This window comes from Salinibaculum sp. SYNS191 (assembly GCF_037338445.1).
Classification (GTDB): Archaea; Halobacteriota; Halobacteria; order Halobacteriales; family Haloarculaceae; genus Salinibaculum; species Salinibaculum marinum.
The window spans coordinates 2,983,049-3,001,287 of sequence record NZ_CP147838.1; the positions used below are offsets into that span (position 1 = coordinate 2,983,049).

Genomic DNA, 18,239 nt, shown 5'->3' on the forward strand with positions numbered 1-18,239 from the left:
AAGTCTCCTCGATAGTCAAATAACGTTTTTACTGTTACTGTGTCGCACACACTACGCTTTCACCGTCTTCACATCCGCAATTGAAGACCCACGCCTCCGGACGCCAAACCCTACCCGGCGCGACGGTGGCAATTCAGGGTAGTATCTTCTCCGCCTACGCGTGAGCACGACCCCACATTCGCTTTCGGTACAGCCGTCGAAGCCGTTTACGACGGGCAGTCTCACCAGCCAAGGAGAGACACGATATTCCGCTTGTATAGTATTCGTGACGGTCAGAGTTCGTCTAGAGGAACCCTTATCGGGCCATCGCGCCCCCCGCCTTGGCTGGATTCCTTGAGGGTGGCACAGACGGGGTATTCGCCACTTGAAAAGCGCGCTTCACGCTCTAAATTTCATACATTTAGAACGATGTAATGCTGGGAGTAAGGCACATCAAACCCCAACATTATGCGTTTTCTGGGTTCGTGAAAGACGAGTGCTGACAGGAATAGACGCACACTCACCGCGAGACACAGAGCAGACGAATTCCCCCACGGAGACGCCCTGGCAGTGATAGTCGCTGTAACGCCCCGTCTCGCTCTGTTCACTCTCCTGGAGTGCAGACCATCCCTCTAGGCGAGATGCCCCCTCTTCTCTCTCATTACTAGCGGAAAGTGATACGTTCCTTAACCCACGCTCGCTGATATATTCCTCCTCGAAATACAACGACCCTCCCAACTGTGGGAACGGCCAGAGTCCCGACACGCGTGGAGATGGCCCTTGAACGTGTGGCACTCTCCGCTGTGCGTCGGGTGAAACTCACTCGAAGACGTGTGAATCGTCGCGGGGACTGACTTCTCCGCATGCGGAGCGCCGTCGGGAATATCGACTCCAGTTAGAGAAACCGACCCACGAGACGTGAACACGCGATGGCGCTCCTCCAAGCGGACATCAGGAACGCCACCGTTGACAGCCACCCCGGCTCAGAAGCGCGCGGGATGTTGGCCGTGTCACTCCCAGACCCCGTCTCAGTCTTCATCTGCGAGCACTTCTTCACGCAGTTGTTCGAGGGTGTAGATATCGGTGAACCCGGGTTCGTCGATTCGGAAGGCACTCGCGGGCGATGTCTCGGCGTAGGTTTTTTCGACGCGGGGTTCGCCCTCCAGTGGCTCGTTCAGCGCAGCGAGAATCGCGTGTGCCTCTGTGTGCGACATCGAGACCCAGATTGCCTCCTCAGGATTGCACGCAGCCATCTTATCGAAATCTGCGGGCACCGCGCGGGCTGCATCGTTGTTGATTCGCTCGACTTCGACCGTGACGACGATTTCGCCATCTGCATCGAGCCCGACGACATCGAGACGGTGGTGTTCGAAGCCCTCGGCGGCCCCGTCAATATCAGAGCCGTCGCCGAAGAACGCCTCCGCGTCGATCGTTCCCTCCTGCAGATCATAATACGGGACGACGCGGACGACAGCGGAATCGGGATTCTCGGCATACGTCTGTTTCAGCCAGCGCACGACCACCTCGATACCCAGGACGTGCTCGGTCGATTCATCGAGATCGCCCACACCGTGGCCATAGGCAATGCCAAGGCGGTGTGATTCACAGATCTCTTTGCGTCCTGCGGGCCGCACCGAATACAGCCGATGGGGGCGGTCAGTATTGTGCGTCACCAGGCCATCCTCGACCAGTTGCTCGATTTCGTCCGGGTCGATACCCGTATACTCCTCGACGCGGACCATCGAGTCCCGGAGCAAGTCGAACTCCGGTGGGTCGTAGCGTCGTTGCTGGACGTTGTACACCACCTGCAGAAAGGCCAACTGCCGTGGGGAATACGCCGAGGCTGCAACCTCCTCTGGGGAGAGCGTGAGATTCAACTCACAGATCGGGATGTCATCGACGTCGACGGCATCGATCGAGTGACAGCACTCTACGGCCTGGATCAATCCCTGGACCGTGCTGCTGTGGCGCGACTCGCAGGCTCGACAGTGGAGCGCGTTCGTCTCCACATCGTAGCGGAGACACTCGGGCAGGCGCTGGGTAAACGGAAGGAGACTATCGAGACGTGTCTCACCAGTGTCTTCACTTTCGTCTGTGCCCTCGCTCTCGCTGTCGAGGCCTGCCGAGTGCGCATCGGGCGTACTCGCCTCGCCAAGCGAAATACCCGCCTGTTCTTCGGTTCGGGATGCGAGTCGCTCACAGGCTCGTTCGAAGCCCTCGATCTCGATGCCTGTGAGTGGCTCGTCGCTTGCGGGGTGGCCGGGCGGCGCCGGCAGAGACTTCCCGAGGAACGGGCGCACGACAGATTCGCCAAAGCCAGCGCCCGGCCGGACGAGCCATTCTCCACGACGAAGTGCAGCGAGACGCCGCTCGACAGCCGCGGGCGGCATCGACTCCGTTGCGAGTGCGCTCGAGAGGTGTCGGTCGACGGCGACGTTACCGACGACGAACGTGGCCGTTTCGTTGAGTGCCTCGCGATAGGTGTCGTTGTCGGGATCAGGCGAATCGAGCTGTTCGAGAAACTGCACGCCGAGCATCACGGACAGATTGAAACTCCGGCCCTGGGAGAGCAGCGTATCGACGAGTTCCGTATCGGCAACGTCTCTGGCCTCTTCGAGATAGAGGTTCACCTGTGGGGTTTCGGCATCGGCGGGCGTTGCTTCCGCGCGGGCTTTGAGCGCCGTCCAGAGATTCGAGAGCAAGACGAGCGTCAGCGTTCGGTTAACCTGGCTTTCCATCCCGCCGAAATCGAAGATGACGACGGCGTCCTCGTTGATGATGTCGGCGAAATCGAAGCTGGCAGCAGTCCCGTCGTCTTCGTTCGATGGCACGTGATCGAACAACGGGGCGAGACGGCCATCTGTTGCAATCGTCTCGACGCGCGAGAGGGCCCCGCCCAGCACCTTCGTAAAGACGTCGCGGTCGCGTTCGAGCAACCCCGTAAAGTAGGTCTGGAACGTCGATTCCGAGACTGAGGGTGGCGTTTCTGTCCCCTGGGTTCGCTGCAGTGTCTCGTAGAGGTCTGCGTGAGTGAATATGTCGTCACCGTGGACGGGGTCATAGAGCGCGCGGAGGTGATTGCGAATCACCTTCGTCGATTCCGTGGCGCTGTCGTAGGTTCCGGCTGGCAGTACCCCGCGGAGAATCTCCTCGTAATGCCCGGTCTTTCGCGAGCGTGCTTCCTCACGGGGCAGTCCCGACGCCAACAGCGGCCTGATATCGAAGAAAGAAAACGCTGGCAAGACACGCGTGAGATCGAAATAATAGACGTTCTCGAAGGAACCCTCGGTCCGATAGTGTGCCTGGAGGTACTCGATGGCCGTGCCACTGCCTTTGGTATCGAAGAGAATCGAAGGGCCCTCGGTCGCGAGGTGATTCGACAGCTTCGCCGTCACAGTCAGGACGGATTTGCCCGAGCCTGTATCACCCACGACGACCTGATGGCGGGGCTGGTAGCGCGGCGGGAGGACAAGTGGCTGGTCGATCGGTTGGCGGTCGCTCGATAGCGGTTGCACGAGAGCCATTCCCGGCTGTCGATAGCGAGCGAGTTGCCCGGGCGGGGGAAGCGGAATTCCGGTCCGCTCGGCGTGGCGAACGCCGATAGCGCGCGTTCCCGTCGGCGTGAGTGCACTGCCGTCGACGAGACAGAACCCGGGGAGTTCACTCGGTGCGACGAGTACGCCCGGACTCGAAAATCGTCGGCGAAGCCGATTCCACCTGCGGTCGTACTCGATCGGTTCGTGGTGGCGTGCACAGAGCGCGTCGAAGAGTGCACTCCCTTCGCCGGCACTCCCATCTGGATCGACACGGACGTCACCATCGACGCGATGGGTCGTCCCACTGAGCGGGCTCAACGCGGTGGCGAGTCCATCAGCAACAGTCTTCGGTGGATGGTCGCCACTCTTTCCGAGTATCACTGCCCGGGCAGTCACCTGGAAGCTTCGGCGTGTCTCGCGGTCTGTAAGTTCCTCTAAGCGCTGTTGATTGGCGGCCGTTGGTTCGTATGCGCGTCGCTCCTCGGCTGTCCGGGGTGACAGCGCTTCATAGAGTTTTCCGGAGAAACTCTCCGTGCCGTCTTTCAGTTCGAGCTGGGACTGCTCGGCCGCTGGCGTCCAGTCTCCATGCGGTCGCGCGAGGACCTGATAGACCATGGGCAGCCGCGTGTCTCTCATCGTCTCGATGAGCGTCGTCAGCGGCAGTCGCTCCGAGCCCGTCTCGGCCCTGTAGGCCTTCCGTGGGGTGCGTAACTCCTCGAAGGGCGTAAGCGGCGTCTGCCAGTCTTTCGCCCGCTCTGTCCGGCCCTTGAACTGGACACCGGCGACCGGCCGTGTGACTGCTGCTGATTGTTGGTCCGTCGGTGTCTCTGCTGGCGCTTGTGTTTCCGGCTCTCGCGTGTAGAGGTCGGTGCTGGGGGGTGTCTCCGTCAGGCGCTCGATGTTGGCTGGATGCCACTCGACCGTCGTGAGTTCGTAGGTGTTCGGCAGACCGGTTCGCAAAATCCGTTCGAGGTTTTCTTGGAGTGAGTCTTCGGTCGTCCCGACGAGATAGCGAATGCTCGTATCTTCCGTTCCATCCGAGACCAGCAGCCACTCGACACTTGGTTTCCGAGTCGACCCGGTGAGGCGGTCTCGCAATCGCGTCTGTGTCTCGCGCTGGAGCGCTGCATACAGCTGATCGATTGCCTGGCCAACGGCTCGGGGAGACAGGGTCGTCTCTGTCGGCCGAATCTCGATGTAGGTTCGTCGCTTGGTCTCAGTTGTGGCCTCTTGACGTACTGCGAGTTCGCCTCTCTCGAGTGGGACGGGCAGTGCAGGCCGCACTCCAGGTTCGCGCTCATCTCTGTGGGACTGGTCTCCCCCAGCACTCTCTCGCTCAGTTCCCATTCACGCCTCCGTCAATCTCGTCGTCCGGTTCGCTCACTTTGCTGGTATACATACGACCGCCGTTGTAGCCACTCTATATGAATTTATTTCCATTATCTTGTCTTATGTACTAATGTTATGTGTGTAATCGACTTAGTAGCAAATATACGTTTGTATACTACTAGTTTCTGAGCAACTAGCATCTGTACTTGTAACGAATGGACTCATCGTCGGCGAGTGGACCTGAGTGGAGTATATACAGCAACTGGACTTCCACGCGCCCCCTAGTTTCTGTCTTCCTTCGAGGAGAGAATCCCGCCTGCGGGACGGGAATCTCCGCCGTTCACAGAAGTTCGAGGAGAATGCCCCCGTGGCAATTCACGACAACTAGTGGTGAGTAACCGTGAATGGTCAATCAAGATGGAGTACTCCGCGATGGTCCGGAGTAGTGTGCGCCCACACTACAATTTATCAGGAGCGGTCTCGTATCCACGTCTATGAGTCGTGACGGTGCCGATTCGGAGAGCAAGGTGTCGGGGAATCAGGCGAATATCCCCGCTCGCATCCGTCGCGAGCTCGATATCGATGACGGCGACAAACTCCGTTGGCACGTCGAGGACGACGGGACGCTACGCGTCGAAGTCGTTCAGCAGCGCAGCGGCACGTTCAGTGAGTTCGACGGCTACGACGGCGACCAAGAGACAGCGGTCACGGCCGACCACGACGCGTGAGGCGTCGACGTCGACTAGATGCCTCGGGCAGTCGTCGATACGACCGTTCTCTTCGCGGCGGCGTACCGCCGAGACAGTGCACACGACGATGCACTGCCAATTCTACATGGCATCGACACTGCGGCCCTCCCGGGAGCAATACTCATAGACTACGTCCTGGCGGAGACGCTGAACGGGCTGACGACGCACGCAGGTCACGACGCTGCCACCGACTTTCTCGAGCGGATCGAAGCGAATGCCCGGTTCCACATCGATTCGCTGACGACCGACGAATTCACCACGGCAAAAGCGCTCTTCCGCCAGTACGAGCGCTTTTCGTTCGTTGACGCCGCTCTCGTCGCGTATATGCAGGCTGAGGGGCACGGGTATCTCTACGCGTTCGATGACGACTTCGACGCCGCTCCAGATATCTATCGCCTCGACACCGCGACCAACCCGTATCAGCCGGAGTGAACGATACGCACGCTTACTTGCGTTGAAGTTCGGTGAGTACGGTGCGGTAGTTCACTGAGACAATACGATCTCAAACCGTGCCCCGCCATCGCGTCCGTCTGTCACGGACACCACCCAGCCGTGGGCTTCCACGATCCGTTTTACGATGGTCAGCCCGAAACCAGTCCCCTCATGTGTTGAGGAATGACCCGGTTTGAAGATGTCGTCTCGCTGGCCTGTGGGAATCCCAGCACCATCGTCTTCGACGTAGATGGTGTCCTCATCGATAGATCCGACACGGACGGTGACGTCCGTACCACCGTGTTTGACAGCATTTCGGAAGAGGTTCTCGAACACGTGCTGTAACCGTTCGGGGTCGCCTTCGAAGGTCATCTCATCAGCTATCTCGATCGTCGCCTCGTCTGCATCTACCGTTGCCCAGCATTTCCCGACGATATCTGTTAGATTGATATTCTTGGCTTCGCCAATCGTGTCGCCCTGGCGAGCAAGCGTCAGCGTGTCCGTGACAATCTCTTCCATCCGGTCGAGTGCGTTCACGAGGGGGTCAAGGTGTTCGCTCTCTACCGTCTCTTCGAGAAGCGTTGTGCGAGCCTGTGCGACATTGAGAGGGTTACGCAGGTCATGGGAGATGACACTCGCAAATTCGTCAAGACGCTCGTTCTGGAGACGAAGCTGTTGCTCTCGTTCGACGCGGTCGGTGACGTTCCGGGTGATTCCCACGAGACGGGTTACTTCGCCGTCAGTGAGTACCGGCGCAAGGTTCGTCTGCCAGATCCGTGCCCCCTCGTCAACTCGTAGTTCCTCCTGATAGGAAATGGGTTCACGAGCCTTGACGCAGCGGTGATAGTTCGCCTCTAATTCTGCCCCCTGTTCTTCACCAAACACGTCGCGTGGCGTCTCACCCCGTACCTCTTCGGTCGTGATTCCGGTTTGTCGCTCGTATGCCGGACTCAGACGGTCGAACTGGAACGTGATGTCGTCGTCTGGAGCGTCGACATCTACTAAGAAAACCGCGTCCTCCGCATTGTTCAGAAGAGCCTCGTACTCCCCAGCGAGTTCACGGAGTTCGCGCTCGCGCTCTTTGCGCCGGGTGACATCTCGACTATTGAGAAGGATGCCACCGATTACGTCGTCGTCGAGTCGGTTCCGCATGGTCGCCTCGATCCAGCACCACGAGCCGTCGGCGTGTCGAAATCGGACTTCGACGGTCTGGGATTCGTCCGGGTTCGTCAAAACGGCTTCAACTGCGTTAGCATTTCGCTCCCGGTCGTCGCGATGGACGAATTCGTATCCGGTGTGACCGACTAACTCGTCCGGATCGTAGCCGAGTACTCGTGTGACGGCAGGGCTCACATAGGTTATCGTTCCCTCAGTGTCGATGATCGTGGCGATGTCGTTCGACTCTTCGACGATCGTCTGATATCGATCGCCCTGACTTTGCGTCGGCGTCTCGGAAGTATCAGTGTCTTCCATTGGTTTAGTGCTGTTCGACGGCTGTTTCCTGACCAGCTGAGTCGGCGGACATCCGGGGTAAACTCAATACGATGCCTGTTCCAGGCCCTTCCGTATCCACAAATGTGACTTCGCCGCCGAACAGTGAGACAGCCCAGTAGACGATCCAGAGGCCGAGTCCAGTCCCGTGTTGGAGCGGTGTTTCCTCGCCCCGTTTGATCGTTTCCAGTTCCTGATCTGGAATCCCCGGCCCGTTATCCGTAATCTCGATGTCGAGCCAATCTTCGGACCGCCGTTCACTCGATGGTCTGATGGTGACTGTCACCTCGGGAACCGGTTTATCGTTGTGGACGACAGCGTTATCCAGTAGCTCTTTCAAAGCTAGCTTCAACCGGTGATCTGCTCGAGCGTAGAGCGGTTCGAGATCGGTGAGAGTGAGTGAAGCGGTCGGATACTCTTCTGAAAAGGCCTCGCCCACCTCGTTAACTAACTCTGTCACGTTGGTGGTAGTCTCAGCTGAGACTTCGTTTTCGAACAGTGAGCGCACGGTTCCGGCTTTATCACCCAGCATCGCGAGGGCGTCCGCCCGTTCTTCGATTGCTCGTATGTCTCCCTGCGATTCGTCATCGCCCAGTGAGTCGCGGAGTAGTTCGGCCCGACTCTGAATAACGTTCATTCCGTTCTTGAGGTTGTGGCGCAAGACGCGGTTGAGAACGTCGAGTTGCTGTTTGCGCAGCCGACGGTTCGTCACGTCGGATTCGATCGTGACGAAGTGCGTAATCTCTCCTGAGTCGTTCGCTATTGGCGAGATGGTCTGCTCGACGTGATACAACTCCCCGTTTTTGCGCTGATTGATGAGATTTGCATCCCACTGCTCGCCTGACAGGATCGTCTGCCACATCCGTTCGTAGAACTCCTCGTCCTGTTTGCCCGACTTGAGAATGCGAGGCGTTCGACCGACGGCTTCCTTACGAGTATAGCCGGATCGGGCTTCGAATACCGGATTCACGTATTCGATGGTTCCCTCCCTGTCAGTAATGAAGACCGCATGCCCCGCATTCTCGACAGCCTTTTTGAACAGTTGTAAGTCCATCTCGCGCTCTTTGCGCTCGGTGATGTCTTCTTGAAAGCCGATGTAGTTCGTTACGTTACCAGCGTCGTCTCTGACAGGGGCGATACTGACACGGTTCCAGAACTGGCTGGTGTCCTTTCGGTAGTTCCGGAGTTCCACCGACACTGCTTCGGCATCATCGACCGCTTTCCGCATTGCAGCGACGGGTTCATCTCGGGTCTCCTCTCCCTGGAGAAACCGACAATTGCGACCGAGTGCTTCCGCCTCAGAATAACCCGTCACCTCCTGGAACCCATTGTTGACGTAGATCATCGGGTCATCCGCTCGATCGGGGTCAGTGATGATGATCCCGATGGGCGCTTCGTCCATCGCCCGGGACTTCAGTTCCAGCTCTCGTTCATACGCTTTCCGTGTGGTAATATCCCGGGCAGAGATGATTATTGGTGACTGTCTGGAGTCCTCGAGCGTCGCGGCCGACACCTCCAGCCGCCGGTTTTCACCGTGCTTCGTCCGACATGTGAGGTCGTCGGTCGATCCCCGACCGGTTTCCTGCACGTCCTGGAGAAAGGACTGAAACCGCTCGCGGTCGTCGGCGTGGATGGTCTCTATCGGAGATATCGAGAGTAGCTCATCGCGCGGATATCCCACCAGCTCAGACGCCGCCGGATTGCACTCGGTAATCTCGTCACCGGAGGGAGCGACCACGAATATCGCATCGTTCGTCGAATTGAACAGCCGCTGGAATCGAGTCTGCAGATCCTCGTAGCGCTGTGATAGCTCCACCGACTGCTCGCGCCGGGCCAGGAGGTTGTCGACTCGACGAAACAGGGTCGTCCGGTCCGTCGGTGCAGACACCACTTCGTCGATGAACGGCGGACCGTTGCCGTTCTGCTCGGATGTGAGGGGAACCCTTCCGTTCGATCCCTCGCGTTGAAGCACCAGTGCTGGCGTGAAGGTTGGATGGGCCTCGCGTTTTCGTGCCCGCAACTCTTCTCGGTATGTTGGCACCATCCGCTCGTCGATGAGGTAACAATCGGCGGGCTGGAGTGAGTCATCCTCAACGATTTCATACCGTCTGTCGAGAATATCTGCAAGGGCCATCCGGTCGCTATCGCCGTGAACCAGGAGTTGTATCGTGTGGCGGTTTTCTTCGCCAGCCGACTGGTCGGTCATGGCTGATCGGTTGTACGGCGCTGTTCGTGCTGTATGCGACGCGTCGGCGCCCCTTGCATGATTCCTTGGACGTTATCGAATGGTTCCTCGATGACCAGTCCCTCGCCGGACAGGATCGAGAAACGGTGGAATCGACTGTCGAAATCGCCGAGTCGTTTTTTTATTACGCCGATGGCGCGGTCCATTTCGCCGTCGACTTCCACGTAGGATAGAAACACGATGTTGTCCGCGATGTAACTCGTGTTCGTACTGGTGCCTTCTGGGATACCGGTGAGCCGATCAGCTTCGTCGGTGATTATGACTGCAATGCCGCGGTTCTTGAGGACCCGAGTCAGGCCATGGAGGCGGTGAACCAGCCGTTGATCGCCACCTTGCAGCGAAATCTTGTAGCCCGAGAGCCCGTCGATGAATACGGCGTCGGGTTCGTGCTCGTCAGCCTGGTTCAAAATATGTTGGTCGAACTCTTCGGCAGACCGCACGAGCGGTTCGGTTTCAGTCAGCCGTACTGCGCCTCGTTCTTGCATGTCGCTGATCGGGAAGCCGAGACTTTCCGATCGATGGACGAACTGGTCGATGGACTCTTCGAACACGTATCCGAGTGCTGTGCCGCCGTTTTCGACGACGCCCGTGAGTATCTGTGCGCCGGTCGTCGATTTCCCGACTCCGGTTGGGCCACTAATAAACGAGACGGTTCCGCGTTCGATTCCGCCCCCGAGGAGATCGTCGAAGGCGTCGTACCCGGTTGCGATAAGTTTCGGGTCGAACGTTCTGTTGTCGTGTTCCGGGACGATTTGCGGGTAGACTTCGATGCCGCCCGCGCGGATTTCGAGGCCGTGGGTTCCGTCTTTCTGTCCGAGTCCCCGGTGTTTCGGTACCGCAACCCGACGTTCATTCCCGTCGAGATACAGGTCGATAATGCCGTCGCTGAGCGATTCGATGTCGTCGTACGTCGTCGAGGTTTCACGGTCCCTGGTGGCTGTTCTCGTCGCGACCGTCGTGACCTGTCGGTCGCGGAGAAACCGAACGAGCGATTGGAGTCGCTTGCGGTACTGATATTCGTCCCGTTCCACGTACTGGAGTTGTGTGATCGGGTCAATGAGAATCCGGGCTGGATCGACCTCCTCAATCACGTGCTTGATGTCCGCGGTGAACCGCTCGGACTGGACCTCAGTCGCCTCGATCAAATTGTAAGACTTGTCCTCCGCGAAAAAGTCCGTCCCAGGTCCGATGTCGAGAAACTCGGCGTCCTGGATGTCGATACTCAGTAACGCTGCGTTGAGGAGAATGTCCTGGCGTGACTCTTCGCCGTGGATGTAAACGACCGTCCCGCCGGCATTGAGGCCCGCTCGCAGGAAGTGCTGACCGAGAAGCGACTTGCCCGTCCCCGACCCTCCCTGGACCAGATACGTCCGACCCCGGACGTATCCTCCATTGAGCAATTCGTCCAATTCACTGATCCCAGATGTTATCAATTCGATTTCCTCGATCGGCGGGTCAAGAGAGGAATCAGACATGGTATATTATGCTTTGCTGATAGGGCACCGGAGGGTCATAAGCCGGAGGTCTAGATAACGGGATTCAATCGGAAAGAGTGTCCGGAACATGCTTTTGCTCAGTGTTGGGTTCGACGCCGGTAATCTCGAAGCGGGCGCCGCCCATCTCGCTGTCGACCGCACGGATTTCCCAACCATGTGCCTCCACGATTTCCTTGACGATCGCAAGGCCGAATCCATTGCCATCGTCAGCGGTTGAGTGACCCGCCTCGAAGATCTCTTCACGCGCTTGATCAGGGATTCCTGTTCCATCGTCCGCGACGTAGAACCCATCAGCTATCCCGTTGACCGTCACTGTCACGTCGCGGCCTCCGTGCTTGACTGCATTTCTGAACAGGTTCTCGAGTAGCTGCTGCAGGCGGCTCCGGTCCGCCGATATCGTCAGGTCAGTGTCGACAGCGAGCGTTGCCTCAGCACTCGGCGTCGTCTGCCAACATTCCTCGGCCAGGTCCGACAGCGTGACCGGTTCCGGATTTCCGACTGAGTCCCCACTCCGGGCAAGGGCCAACAGATCCTCCACGAGTGCCTGACACCGGTCGACGGCGTCACCCACACCATCGAGGTGTGCGGAGTCACACTCAGCCCGTGCCAGTTCGAGGCGACCCTGGGCAGTCATGAGTGGATTTCGAAGGTCATGGCTGACGATGCCTGCGAAGTCTTCGAGACGGGCGTTTTGCCGTTTGAGCTCCTGTGAACGCTCTTTGCGCTCTGTGATATCCCGGAGTGTCCCGACTGACCCGTTGAACTGGTCCCCTTCATATGGAAGGACGCCCATGTGGTCTTCACAGGTGATTGGATCGCCATCGCGCGGTTGCAGTGTCACCTCGAACGTGACCGTCTCCGGGCCGTCACTCGACAGCAACCGTCCCAAATGGTGTTCCGCCCGTTCGACGCCATCCTCATCCTTGATGAGTGATGGCATGCTTCCGAGAATCGTTTCGCGGTCGTAGCCAACCAACTCGACGAACTCGTCGCTGACGTAGGTGAACCGTCCCTCATCGTCGAGTTCGTACACCGCGTCGGTCAGCGCCTCGCTGACCGTCTCGTACTTTTCGAGTTCCCGCTGGCGCTCCTTGCGGTCGGTGATATCATGACCAGACCCGCGGAGTTTCGTTACCTGCCCACCGGATTCCACGACCGGAGTGATCGTCATGTTTATCAGACGCTCGTCGCTGTCCCCTGACTGCAGTCGCCACGTTTGTTGGAGTTCCTCGGCCGTCTCGAAGGCTCTGGTGAGTGTTTGCTGAATCTCCTCTCGGTCATCCGGGTGGAATAGTGTTAGTGCTTCCTCGAGAGATATTTCGGCCTGGTCAGGGTGGCCGATAATTCGCCGGGCACCAGCCGTCAGCAAGACAGTCCCGCTCTCTCTGTCCAGTTCCCACCCACCGGTGTCGCCGGCAAACTCCGTCAGCCGCATCAGTTGTTCCTGTCTGTCGACCCGCTGTGCCTCGCGTCGTGCCCGGACGGCATTGCGGATTCGGTTGGCGAGGAGTTCGTACCGTTCGGTGCCGGAGCCCTTCTGGAGATAGTCGGTGACGCCTGCAGAGATGGCGTCGCTAGCGACAGCCTCGCTGCCCTTGCCAGTAAATAAAATAAACGGCAGGTCGGGATACCGCTCTCGCACGGCCTGCAAGAATTCGAGCCCGTTCATACCTGGCATATTGTAGTCCGAGACGATACAATCTGGCCGGCGATTCCCTAGTCTCTCTAACCCGTTGTCAGCGGTTGTCGCTATCTCGACAGTGAACTGTTCGTCCTCTCGCTCGAGGAAGGTCGCAGTGAGATCAGCGAAACCGGATTCGTCATCAACGTGAAGAACCTCTATCATCTCTGTTGTCTCAGCCAGGGCTTTTGCCTCACTCATGTTTCAGTCGAGATTAGTTCCGGCTCTATCCAGACGATTCGTCCGTCCTCCCGGGCGAGGATACCGTTTATCTTCTCCTCATCGACTGCTTCGACAGATTCAGGATCAATCGTCAAAATCTGTAGCACGTCCGTTACCGCCCAGCCGGAACGCCCACCCGTCGTTCTTTCCGTATCGAATACGATTATTCTGTCCTTGCTGACTCCGTTTTCTTCGTGTCCATCTGGCAAGAGCCTGGCTCTCGGATCGATAACTCTCGTGGTTTCACCCCGGAGGTCGAACTCTCCTTCGACGTGAGGAGGCGAATCCGGGATCGGAGTCACATCGTTTTTCGAGCGGCTCACAACCTCGGTGACGTATTCGATGTCGATACAGTACTGCTCCTCCTCAAGTGTGAACTCAAGGACTTGGTGGGTAGTCATCGGCTTACACCTCCCTATCTCGATCCGGCTTCCGACCCGCAGTCTCAGATGTGTAGTGCCCGCCGTCGGCTGCGGCCGACGATCCCGTTGTCGCCTCGACTGCCGAATCGGTACCTGAGCCAGTGTCGAAATCCGACACCTGGTCGTGTAGTTCTTCAGCGAGACCGGACAGTTGCTGGACGTTCTCCGAGGCCTCGGACAGGGAGGCGGTCTGTTCTTCTGTCGCCGCAGAGACGTTGCTCGCCTCGGCCGCAGTCTGCTGACTGACACTGGAGACCTCGTCGACCATGGAAACCACTTCCTCTGACGAGGCCGCCTGGTCGTCGGTGGCGTCGCTGATTTCCCGGATGCCGCTTTCCGCCTCTTGAACGGTGTTGGCGATCTCGTCGAACATCTCGATGGCGTCCTCGATCGTGTCAGACCCGCGTTTGACGCGGTCGCTCATCTGTTGCATCCCCTCGACGGTATCCTCCGTCGTCGCCTGGACTTCTTCGATGCGCTGTTCGATGTCGGCAGTCGCCTCGGCAGCCTCCTCTGCCAGCGATTTGATTTCGTTTGCCACGACGCCGAATCCTTCACCTGCTTCGCCGGCACGGGCAGCCTCGATCGAGGCGTTCAGCGCGAGCATGTTCGTCTGTTCGGCAATTTCGGTAATCATCCCGACCACTTCGCCGATCTGGTCCATCTTCTCGTCGAGCCTTTCTACTTGTGTAGCTGCCTCGTCGGCTCGGGCTTCGATCGACTGAATCTCCTCGGTCGCCTCTGAGGCGTACTGCCGGCCCGTCTCGCCACGCTCGACGGCCGTGCTGGCAGTTGCAGCCACTTCTTCGGCCGAGGAGGCGATCTCCTCGACGGTCGCCGACATATCGTTCATTTCGTCGGCCACTTCCTGGAGGTTCTCGCTTTGTGTGTCCGCACCGCGGGAGATCTCTTCGACTGATTCCGCAACCTGTTCGCTGGCCTGTTCGATTTCCTCCGAGCTACTCGCCACTTCCTCACTCGAGGTTGCGACGTCGTCTGCGATTGCCTGGACGCGCTCGACGCTGGCGTTCAGCTGTCCGATTCCGTCCTCCAGATCAGTCAATGCTGTTCCGAACGATCCCGGGTAGTCAGTGTCGATGTCTTGATCGAGCCGTCCCTCTTTGAGACCTTGGCTCGCTGTCGAGATCTGTGTGAAGCTCTCTGACAACTGGGTGGTCCCAGTCGCGAGGTCGGTTAGCACTTCGCCGTACTGCCCAGGTCGGTCGGTGTCGATATTCTGATCGATGACTCCCTGCTGGAGGTCGTCACTCACAGCCCGAATCTCCTCGAAACTCCCGGCTAGTTCGTCGGCACCCGCTTCGAGATCGGCGACAGTCTCACCGTACCGGCCGGGATAGCTAGACTCGAACTCCCAGCCCAGATCACCCTGTCGCAATCCACGGCTGGCGGTTCCGATCTGCGAGAACACACCCCTGAGGTTCGCCTGCATCTCGGTGAACGCCTCGATCATTCGGCCGAGTTCGTCGTCTTCGACGTGGTCGTCGAGGTCGTTATCGAGGTCGCCGTCGCTGACAGCCTGTGCGGTTTCCGCCAACTGAGTGATCGGTGGGATGAGCCGTCCAGCGACGAACAGGCCGATGGCGATCGCGAGGACGAACGCCCCGACGGTCAGTCCAAGAAGCAACCACTGGACAGTGGATGTGGTGCTGTCTGCCGACGTGACTGCTGCTTCTTTATCCTCGGCAGCGAGTTCTTCGAGCGTATGTGCATCCTCGCGCATGTCGGTCAGTATCGGGTCAAGTTCTGCCATTTTCTGCCTGGCACGCTCCATCTCACCGGCCTCTGCTGCGTCAAACACCTCCTGAGCAACAGCCGTGTACTCTTGATGTCTAGAGTCCAGATCGGCGAAGGCCTGGTTTCCTTCCTCGCTCAGGTCGCCCGCCTCTATCTTCTGTGCCCACTCTTCGTAGTTCGAATTGGCTTCCTCAAAGTCGGCTCGGGCACCGTCCTCGCCGAGCAGAGCTGCTTGGACTGCCACCTGTTGTTCTTCGACCGCAACCAACATCTCCATGGACGCGTCGATCTTATCGGCGTCCTCAGAGATGACGTGGGCCTCGGCATCGACAGCGCCGACGGCCTGGTATCCGACCAATCCTGTCACACCGACCAGCAACGCCACGAGCACGAACGCTAAGATCAGTTTCGGCCGCAAGTCGAACCGATCGAGCGTCACCTTTTCTAGCATGGGTCACCCTCTCTGGACCATCTCCATAATTAATAGCTCTAGATAACAGCATGAGTATCATGAGTGAGAACCGACAAGAATCGGCCTCGTTCAGTTCTGGAGTCAGAATGCCTTGTTGAACGCAAGACAGCGTCGGGGTGGTGTGTCTGATCTACAATCTCAGGGTGTTAGAGACGACTTTTCGACCTCAGAAGATCAAGTAGCCGACTCTACCAGCGTTTGCTGAAGAGTCAGAACTATGGTATCTAGGGCCATCGTGTTGATGACGACGGCGATGCCTCTCCCGAATACGTCCGGAGAAGGGGAGCAGGCGGCGAGCCCCTAACTCGCCGCCTGCGTCAGATTATGCACGATGCACTTCCGAGTCAGCTCCCGGAACTGGCCGTGCCAGCTCCGGGAGCGCAGCTTCTCGCCGTCGTCTTCCTTCAATTGCGAGAAGCCCGTTTCACTCATCCAGCGCTGGTTGTAGTCCTCGTTCATCCGGGCGTTGTGAGCCTTCTGCAACGGTGTCTGCTCCCTGTGTTTGATCAACGGTCGCGTTGACTCGGAGCGACACTTCTCGCGGAGGTCACTCCACGAGTAGTTCGCGTCAGCGGACAACACACGCAGGTCTTCCGCGTTCCGGCGGAAGACCTGCATCCCGATGTAGCCGTCCCACGCCTTCTGTGTCGTGAAATGAACGTCCTTGATCGCCAGCGAGTTCACGTCAATCAAGATCGTTGTCTTCATCGACTGGAACGAGTAGTTCGCTCGGTCGCGGTAGTGGTAGCTGGTTTGATCGCGCTGGAAGCCACTTGCATCGATCGCGGCTTCACCACTCCAGCCCGCCTGCTCCGCCGACGCGCGGAGCAGGCGGCGCAGTTCACGCATTCGGTACTCTTGCTCCCACCGGCAGAACGAACTGTAGTGCGGTGCCTCGTCAAGTTCGAACACGGCGAGGACATCAGACATCTCGTTGAGGTAGTCCTCGGTCTCCCGGAGACTCTTTTCTAGTTCGACACGGAACAGAATCAACGCGATCTGTACCCACTTGGCGTACCCGGCCGCGCCGTCCGGCGCGGCGGGTACGTCCGGCTCGTCAACGTGTTGTTTGGCTAGCTTTCGACACATCCAGGCAAGCCGTCTGAGCGATGCCATATCGCCAGACGGCGTCCATTTCAGGGTGAATGTGTCGGAATATCTCCGAGAGAGCGCCTGAAACCCTCCTCAACCGGACGCAAAACGAGGCAAGTTATATTCATATTCAAATTTAGCTATTGGCCATGTCCGATTCGTTGCAGTATAGCCGCGACGAGACTGCTGCGAACGAGGAACGGGCGGTGATGATTCCCGAAGTCGCGGGGTCGGTAACGCGTCTGTCTGGCGAACGCTCCGCAACAGCCGGCGGGCGAGACAGTGTCACCGCGACTGGCCCTGACGGGGTATCGATTCTAGGTGACCTTCCGGAAGACATGCCGGAGTTCGTGACCGACACGCTCTCGAACGAGCAACTTCGAGAGGGGGCTATTGGAACCCTTGATCCAGCAGACCTGCTGTAACGGGTGCTTCCAGCGGAAACAGGAACGCACAGACAGCGACGCCAGACAGCAGCAGACGCCCGAGATAGAAACGAAGGAGGAGTACTGAATGAGTTCATATTCAGGTGCGTCGATGGATCTGCGAGATTGTATCGAGTATATCAGACACCACGAGAAGGAACTTCGTCTGTTCAACATCGACCCGACTGACGCGATAGATGAAGACCTCAGGGCGTATTTCGAGACACTGAACGTACGGATCACTGTCGGACGAACGGCGTCGGGAGCCCCCGAAGACGTCGCAGTCCTTAGCAACGATACCGAAGTGCTCGCCGTTGTCAACGTCGCGACCCTGCGGGAGTTACTCGAAAACGTTCCCACAGGGGTCGGCCACCTCGGCATTGCCGACGGAAAATACGAGGAGATCCTCCGTCATCTCAAGGAAACCACCTTCACGTCCTACGATACGGAACAGTTGGCGTACGCGTCCCGAGAAATCGAGGACCGTGCCCGTCGGGTCGGCCAGGGTTCGATTCATGCGGGGTTCCAGCGGTCTTCAATCATGGCAGAACAGCAATCTGTCTACACCGACCTCGCTCGTCAAGGTGTCTCCGTGCACGCCTACGCCGTCCCCGATGTCACCCCACCGAATCTCGGTTCTGGTCACGTTCATACCGTCTCGACTGATGAGATCGCCGAAACGTGGTTCGTCGTCTTCGACGGTGGCAACGAGACTCAGAAGACTGCCTTACTCGCCCATGAACGTGACGGGAACGCATTCTACGGGATTTGGACGTACGATCCGGAACTTGTCGATCACATCCTCGGTCATCTTACGCAGACCTACGACTCCTCAACCGACGACGCGATGTCTGGCATGTGACCTTTCTACCCAATACTTCGTACCGAAATCGGATATCTTCAGAGAACCCTG

At 58.4% G+C, this 18,239-nt stretch carries 12 protein-coding genes; 4 read left to right on the forward strand and 8 right to left on the reverse strand.

The window, feature by feature from the left end; translation table 11 throughout:
- Positions 1-1,007 precede the first annotated feature (1,007 nt).
- Positions 1,008-4,613 (reverse strand): ATP-binding protein, encoded by a 3,606-nt coding sequence (locus WDJ57_RS15730; protein ID WP_338901812.1) that lies wholly within the window; start codon positions 4,611-4,613, stop codon positions 1,008-1,010.
- Between the two features lie 725 nt (positions 4,614-5,338).
- On the opposite strand from WDJ57_RS15730, the gene WDJ57_RS15735 reads away from it, so the two are divergent.
- Positions 5,339-5,572 (forward strand): AbrB/MazE/SpoVT family DNA-binding domain-containing protein, encoded by a 234-nt coding sequence (locus WDJ57_RS15735; protein WP_338901813.1) that lies wholly within the window; start codon positions 5,339-5,341, stop codon positions 5,570-5,572.
- A gap of 18 nt (positions 5,573-5,590) precedes the next feature.
- On the forward strand, positions 5,591-6,025 hold the full coding sequence (locus WDJ57_RS15740) for a type II toxin-antitoxin system VapC family toxin (protein WP_338901814.1): 435 nt from the start codon (positions 5,591-5,593) through the stop codon (positions 6,023-6,025).
- A gap of 51 nt (positions 6,026-6,076) precedes the next feature.
- Here WDJ57_RS15740 and WDJ57_RS15745 read toward each other — a convergent pair whose 3' ends face one another.
- The 7 genes from WDJ57_RS15745 to WDJ57_RS15775 form a co-directional block, all read right to left on the reverse strand.
- Entirely contained in the window at positions 6,077-7,498 is a 1,422-nt protein-coding gene (locus WDJ57_RS15745) for a PAS domain S-box protein (RefSeq protein ID WP_338901815.1), read from the reverse strand.
- A 4-nt stretch (positions 7,499-7,502) separates the two neighbouring features.
- Entirely contained in the window at positions 7,503-9,722 is a 2,220-nt protein-coding gene (locus WDJ57_RS15750; protein ID WP_338901816.1) for a PAS domain S-box protein, read from the reverse strand.
- On the reverse strand, positions 9,719-11,236 hold the full coding sequence (locus tag WDJ57_RS15755) for an ATPase domain-containing protein (protein WP_338901817.1): 1,518 nt from the start codon (positions 11,234-11,236) through the stop codon (positions 9,719-9,721). The genes WDJ57_RS15750 and WDJ57_RS15755 overlap by 4 nt, the downstream gene beginning before the upstream one ends.
- 64 nt (positions 11,237-11,300) lie before the next feature.
- Positions 11,301-13,139 carry a PAS domain S-box protein gene (locus tag WDJ57_RS15760; RefSeq protein ID WP_338901819.1) on the reverse strand — a complete coding sequence of 613 codons (1,839 nt, stop codon included), beginning with the start codon at positions 13,137-13,139 and terminating at the stop codon, positions 11,301-11,303.
- Positions 13,136-13,561, reverse strand: a complete 426-nt coding sequence (locus WDJ57_RS15765; protein WP_338901821.1) for a chemotaxis protein CheW — start codon at positions 13,559-13,561, stop codon at positions 13,136-13,138. Before WDJ57_RS15765 ends, WDJ57_RS15760 begins: the two co-directional genes overlap by 4 nt.
- A gap of 4 nt (positions 13,562-13,565) precedes the next feature.
- Complete coding sequence (locus tag WDJ57_RS15770) at positions 13,566-15,788, reverse strand: methyl-accepting chemotaxis protein (protein WP_338901822.1); 2,223 nt, start codon at positions 15,786-15,788, stop codon at positions 13,566-13,568.
- A 321-nt stretch (positions 15,789-16,109) separates the two neighbouring features.
- Positions 16,110-16,925 (reverse strand): IS5 family transposase, encoded by an 816-nt coding sequence (locus WDJ57_RS15775; protein ID WP_338901824.1) that lies wholly within the window; start codon positions 16,923-16,925, stop codon positions 16,110-16,112.
- Positions 16,926-17,050: 125 nt separating this feature from the next.
- On the opposite strand from WDJ57_RS15775, the gene WDJ57_RS15780 reads away from it, so the two are divergent.
- A complete protein-coding gene (locus WDJ57_RS15780; protein WP_338901825.1) occupies positions 17,051-17,326 on the forward strand; it encodes a hypothetical protein in 276 nt (91 codons plus the stop codon).
- A gap of 88 nt (positions 17,327-17,414) precedes the next feature.
- Complete coding sequence (locus WDJ57_RS15785; protein WP_338901826.1) at positions 17,415-18,188, forward strand: DICT sensory domain-containing protein; 774 nt, start codon at positions 17,415-17,417, stop codon at positions 18,186-18,188.
- Positions 18,189-18,239 lie beyond the last annotated feature (51 nt).